Origin of the sequence: Desulfoprunum benzoelyticum (assembly GCF_014201505.1) — a bacterium.
In the GTDB taxonomy this organism is placed as follows: domain Bacteria; phylum Desulfobacterota; class Desulfobulbia; order Desulfobulbales; family Desulfocapsaceae; genus Desulfoprunum; species Desulfoprunum benzoelyticum.
Genome location: NZ_JACHEO010000042.1, coordinates 1 through 4,993, shown reverse-complemented (window position 1 = coordinate 4,993; position 4,993 = coordinate 1). Strand labels below are relative to the sequence as shown.

6 protein-coding genes and 1 pseudogene are annotated in these 4,993 nt (G+C 54.0%); all 7 read right to left on the bottom strand.

The annotated features are described in order from the left end of the window. Positions 1–192, bottom strand: a pseudogene (locus HNQ81_RS17135) (NrfD/PsrC family molybdoenzyme membrane anchor subunit); the annotation flags it as partial. Positions 193–320: 128 nt separating this feature from the next. Next, positions 321–446 (bottom strand): hypothetical protein, encoded by a 126-nt coding sequence (locus HNQ81_RS17885; protein ID WP_275888791.1) that lies wholly within the window; start codon positions 444–446, stop codon positions 321–323. A 617-nt stretch (positions 447–1,063) separates the two neighbouring features. Then, positions 1,064–1,435 (bottom strand): MerR family transcriptional regulator, encoded by a 372-nt coding sequence (locus tag HNQ81_RS17130; protein ID WP_183352627.1) that lies wholly within the window; start codon positions 1,433–1,435, stop codon positions 1,064–1,066. A 59-nt stretch (positions 1,436–1,494) separates the two neighbouring features. Then, positions 1,495–2,679 carry an NrfD/PsrC family molybdoenzyme membrane anchor subunit gene (gene nrfD / locus HNQ81_RS17125; RefSeq protein ID WP_183352625.1) on the bottom strand — a complete coding sequence of 395 codons (1,185 nt, stop codon included), beginning with the start codon at positions 2,677–2,679 and terminating at the stop codon, positions 1,495–1,497. Positions 2,680–2,730: 51 nt separating this feature from the next. Then, on the bottom strand, positions 2,731–2,973 hold the full coding sequence (locus HNQ81_RS17120; RefSeq protein ID WP_183352624.1) for a hypothetical protein: 243 nt from the start codon (positions 2,971–2,973) through the stop codon (positions 2,731–2,733). 580 nt (positions 2,974–3,553) lie between these two features. Then, positions 3,554–3,979 (bottom strand): cytochrome c3 family protein, encoded by a 426-nt coding sequence (locus tag HNQ81_RS17115; RefSeq protein WP_183352623.1) that lies wholly within the window; start codon positions 3,977–3,979, stop codon positions 3,554–3,556. A 101-nt stretch (positions 3,980–4,080) separates the two neighbouring features. Further along, positions 4,081–4,833 (bottom strand): 4Fe-4S dicluster domain-containing protein, encoded by a 753-nt coding sequence (locus HNQ81_RS17110; protein ID WP_183352622.1) that lies wholly within the window; start codon positions 4,831–4,833, stop codon positions 4,081–4,083. Between the last annotated feature and the right edge of the window lie 160 nt (positions 4,834–4,993).

Here is a 4,993-nt window from a genome sequence, read left to right as displayed (position 1 = left end):
CAGGATCCCCCAGGGTACCTCGCGGCTGACCCCAAAGGTATGCTCGTGCCCGACGTACAGGGAATGGATGCCCGCTCCCACCCCGACCAGGGTCAGCAGGCCGCACAGACCGATCGCCGCTGCGTATTTCCCCGATACGCTCGCCTCTAAACCGCCTTCCTGGGGGAGTACCCCCGCCAACATTCTGTTCATTCTCTGTTACTCCCGTTTGTCTGTCCCGTCATGATACCCGGTCCGACCCGTTCGAACCGACAGCGTTGCATCACCCTGGGAATTTGAAATTTTTCCCCACCGCACTCGATACCTACGTCAGACCAGGTCTACTGCAGAGGGATATCGGTCTCATCCTTGCCGATGTTGTCCAATAACGGCTTGATCTTCAGCTCATACACAGTATGCAGCGTCGCACATCCGATCCAGGCCACTAAAAATATAATCGCTTCCATATATCCCTCCACCGCTGTTCATTGATCCAACCAGGTCGGAACGATCGCAATGACTCGCCCCTCCTCTGACAACCTGCCGGCCGGCACATTGTATGACATGTTATGCTGCTTTTTTTTCATGCTATAGTTGTAAACAGTAATTGTCAACTTGTTGCAATATATTTTTTTACCCCAACCTGCCAAACAACTTGCACAAAATCTGCATGTATTTGTATTTACAATTAAATAAAAATATCATCTACTACCTCGAAATTTGATGCTGTTCCTGATTTGTCTTTTTCGACGCCTCAAGATCACAATATGGGCGTATAATGCGTCTTTTTTGCCGTGAAATGGAGCTGGTGATCTCTGAAAAGAAACCCATGATTTTTTCATCTTATATAATAATATCAAAATGTAACGATGTTTTATCAACAACAGGGAATGGGCGCAGTTTGCGCCCTGGAGGGTATGCGAAAAATCTGCAGATGGGGAAGGATGTCGTGATGGCAAAAAAAAAGCCTGTTCGGCAGGCGAACAGGCTAAGAAAAGGGGCGATCCAGAAGATCAGGCGGATGAACACCCCCGCAAGTCTCACGGGGCCTGACGATCAGCGGCCCCGTGGCAGACAGACGGGATCAGGCGGCGATATCTTCGCGGTTGCCGATCTGGGGAATCCTGGCAACACGGTCGATCTTTTTCGGCACGAGAGTGTTGGAAAAAAAGGCTGAACAGCATTTGCGGCGTTCGAAGCTGCAATCGATGATGTTCCAGCACGGCGTATACTTCAGCAGTTTCTTGATCGCATTGATGCTGACCCCGTGCACATGGATCATCTCACGCAGACATTCTATCCACTGGATATCCCGCATCGTATAGTAACGCCAATCACCTTTGCGGGTCGGCACGATCAATCCCTTATCCTCGTAATTCCGAAGGGTCCGGGGATGGATGTCGAGCATCTTGGCCGCCATTCCTACCGTGAATATCGCTTTGTTGTCCGTATCCATTTCAGCCTCACTTGCAGTCCGTTAAGTAATTCACTTTTTTCTCCAGTTCCGCTCCACTCTCAATGCGTCTCATCGGCCCTGAAGACCGAGCCGAGGAATCTCTCGCCGATCAGGAAGCCGTAGCCGACCAGGCCGATGCCGCCGATGACGAGCAGCCACTCCGCCGCTGTCGGGGTGTAGGAGAGATAGAGCGGCAGGCTGTTGTCGTAACCTGCATACTGAGGAACGATCTGACCCGAGACAACCATGTTGAACCGTGAGAAAAACTGGCCGACCAGGACCATCAGCGCTGCGGCCGACATCGCCTGAACCGAGTTCAGCCGGCTGACGAGCAGCAGGGCAAAGGGCAGGACCAGGCCGATGCCGATTTCAAAGAGCCAGAAGTTGGTCGCCAGCGGGCCGCTCACCATGGCATCGGCCGCAAGTATCATTTCCCTGTTGCCGCTGTAGGCGTTGGCAAACTTCCACGCGGTGGCGATACCGATCAGAAAGATCATCAGGGCCATGACCTTGCCGGCTGACCGCATGCCGAAGAAGACGGTAGGCGAAACCTTCTCCTTTGACAGGACATGGGAGAGATGGGTAAACAGCACGATTGCAGCGGCGCCGGAAAGGAAGGCGCAGGCGAGGAAAAAGATCGGCAGCTGCGGCCCATACCAGAAAGGACGGGCGCTGAGCGAGGCGAAGACCGACCCGAGGTTACTGTTGGCCAGCGCCTCGGCGACCGCACCGGCGACACCTAAAATCAGCGCCTGGGCAAAACGGCGGGTGACCAGCAGATACATCTCAATCAGCATGATACCGACCGCCATCCCGTACAAGGTCCCCATCCACCAGATATTTGAGGTCAGGTTCGGGTGCAGGATAACCCCCAGTGCCATCCGCCAGGGACTTTCAATCTCCAGGCCGATGACCAGAAAGGCGCCGAGCAGAGAGACGATTGAAAGCCATACCATCCGGTTGGCCAGCGGCGCGAGCTTATTGCCGCCGAAAAGATGGCTGATCGCCGCCAGCAGACAGAGGCCGGTGGAGATGATGGCGAAATAGGCATAAACGCCGATCAACATCCCCCACGGCATCTCCCGGGTATTGGCAAAGGCGTGATGGTGACCGACGACAAAGGCATAGATACCGCCCCCGACCCCGGCGACGAGAAAGAGCAACGCCACGACCATAAGCCCATTGGAGACCGGAGCGCCGGCAATCTGCCGTGAAGGTAAAACTGATGTGAGTGATTCTTTCATTGTAGCCTCCTGCATGAATGATTCTGGTAACCAACCTCTGATGACAATGTATCAGCGAAACTGGTAACGCACCGGTTCCGCCAGCAACTCCGGTTCGGACTCACCCCGTTGTTCCGACGGTAAGCTCAGAACGGCGCAGAGAGCCACCGGAGCGGCAAAAGGGCCCATGATGACAAAAAGCACCAGGGTCAGGACCAGCCAGCAGGATTCAGCGACCTTCGACTGTTTCCCTGCAGGCTTGAAAAACTTTATTTGATTCCAGGCTGATCGTTGCTGATTTCGATTCTTGTTCATGGGCCGCCTCCTCGTCTCTGTCGACGATTGTTGTCTTTCAGTTACTTCTTTAATAGCAAGAGGCGTGCCATCGTAGAAAAAATGAGGAGAACCAATCCTTCCAAAATTGATATATGGCTGTTTTAATGAATTAATGTTTGATTATCCAACGTAGCGCCGGAAGAATGGGGGCTCGTTGAAGTTGCAGCGGATGGCGCAAATTGCGTCTTTTGGCCTGTTCGACAAGGGCGCATTATGCGCCCTATGAGTAACTTGCTAACATACTGATTTTAAATATTATATTTAGCGAAGTTGATTTCGAACGAAATTACACCCCCCCAGAGGATATATAAGGCGCTGGAGAACAGAATGAAATAGTTTAATATTTACAAATAGATATACAACAAAGCTGAAGCATGGGCGCAGAATGCGCTGCTGCTGAGAGAATGTGCTTCACTGAAGGGAGAGATATACGCCCAATTTGAGAACCTGGGGCGGAAACTGAAAAGGTAAAGAGAGGAATCTGTGGCGGAGAGAGGCGGCAGGAGCCTCATGCTGCCGGTATTTGCCGACGACAAGAGGCTCCTGCGCAAAGAGGGGGTTATTTCGTGCCATGCCCCTCTACGGCATCGGCACTACCTGACAGCCGCGCCTGACCGCGTACCCCGATATGACAGGCGGTACAGCGCTTGTTCGAGGCGAATGCGGTCTCGCCGTCATGACAGGCACCGCAATAGCCGCCGTTATACAGCGTCTCCATCGTGAAGTCTTCATTCTCCGCCGACGCCCCTGCCTCCATCGGGAACAGCTCATCGTGGCAGGAGTCGCATTCCAGGCCGGCCCCCTGGGTGTGGTTCTTGTGCTCGAAAACAACACTCCTGACCGGCTTCTCCCAAATGATCGGCGCCAGAGGGCCGTAGGTATCCTCATCGTACTCTTCGACAGCCTTCTCTTCCTCTGCCGCCCTGAGCCAGGCCCCGGAAAACAGCAGGATGCCAACGACCAGTATAGACAAGCTTTTTTTCATGACGATTTTTTCCTCCATCTCTTGAAGATCGCCTTCTCCCCTGCCGCACCAGAGCACGAAGCCGGGGCGGAGCAGGAGACAGGCATGATCAATTACTGTCCCTAGACATTGACATAATAGACATTGGGCAACGCCCCAACCTCAGGGCGGAGAACCCAGACGATTGTTTCCGGAGTGTGGAGCAGTTCAAAGACCCTGCTCTTGGTATCGGCCAGATCACCGAAAACCCGGACATCGGCGGGGCAGGCCTCGGAGCAGGCCGTCGTCTTCTCTCCTTTCGACAATCTCGATTCCCAACAGAAATCGCACTTGTCGACGGCCCGAGTCTCTTCCTTGAAGTACCGGGCATTGTACGGGCAGGCGGTCATGCAGGTCTTGCAGCCGATGCAGCGGTCGGGTTTCATCACGATGATACCGGTCTTTTCATCCTTCCAGGTCGCCGTGGTCGGGCAGACACGCACACACGGCGGCCGATTGCACTGATTGCACAACACCGGCATAAAGATCGTTTCAAAGGCGCCTCCGGCAACTGTCCGTCGCCGTTCAAGGATCGTCGTACGAAAACCGTAGACAGGGACGTTGTTGGTTTTGACACACGCCTCCTTACAGCGTTCGCAATCGATGCAGAATTTTTCGCGGATGACCATCGCATAGTGGGGATTGTAGGGGTAGCGACCGACCTCGGGGACAATGTCGGCGGCCTGAGCGTCGCGGACAGACGTCAGCGACAGGACCGTCCCCCCGAGATACACCCCGGTAACCGCCATCCCAAGTTGGAGGAAGCGGCGCCGTTCGATGGAGGTCAACGTCTCCAGGCCTTCACTTTCAAGTTTTTCCAGATCTTCGATTTTCATTCTTTGACTCCCTGTTGATATTACTCATTTTCCTATCATTCATAGGACAATGTCAGTATGCATTTCGATCCGTCCCGACAAGCCGGACCGGGCAGTGCAGCGCTATCTGCTGTCGGATCCCGAAACCGCCCCTCTCAGTGGTTCTCCGAGACGTGGCCGC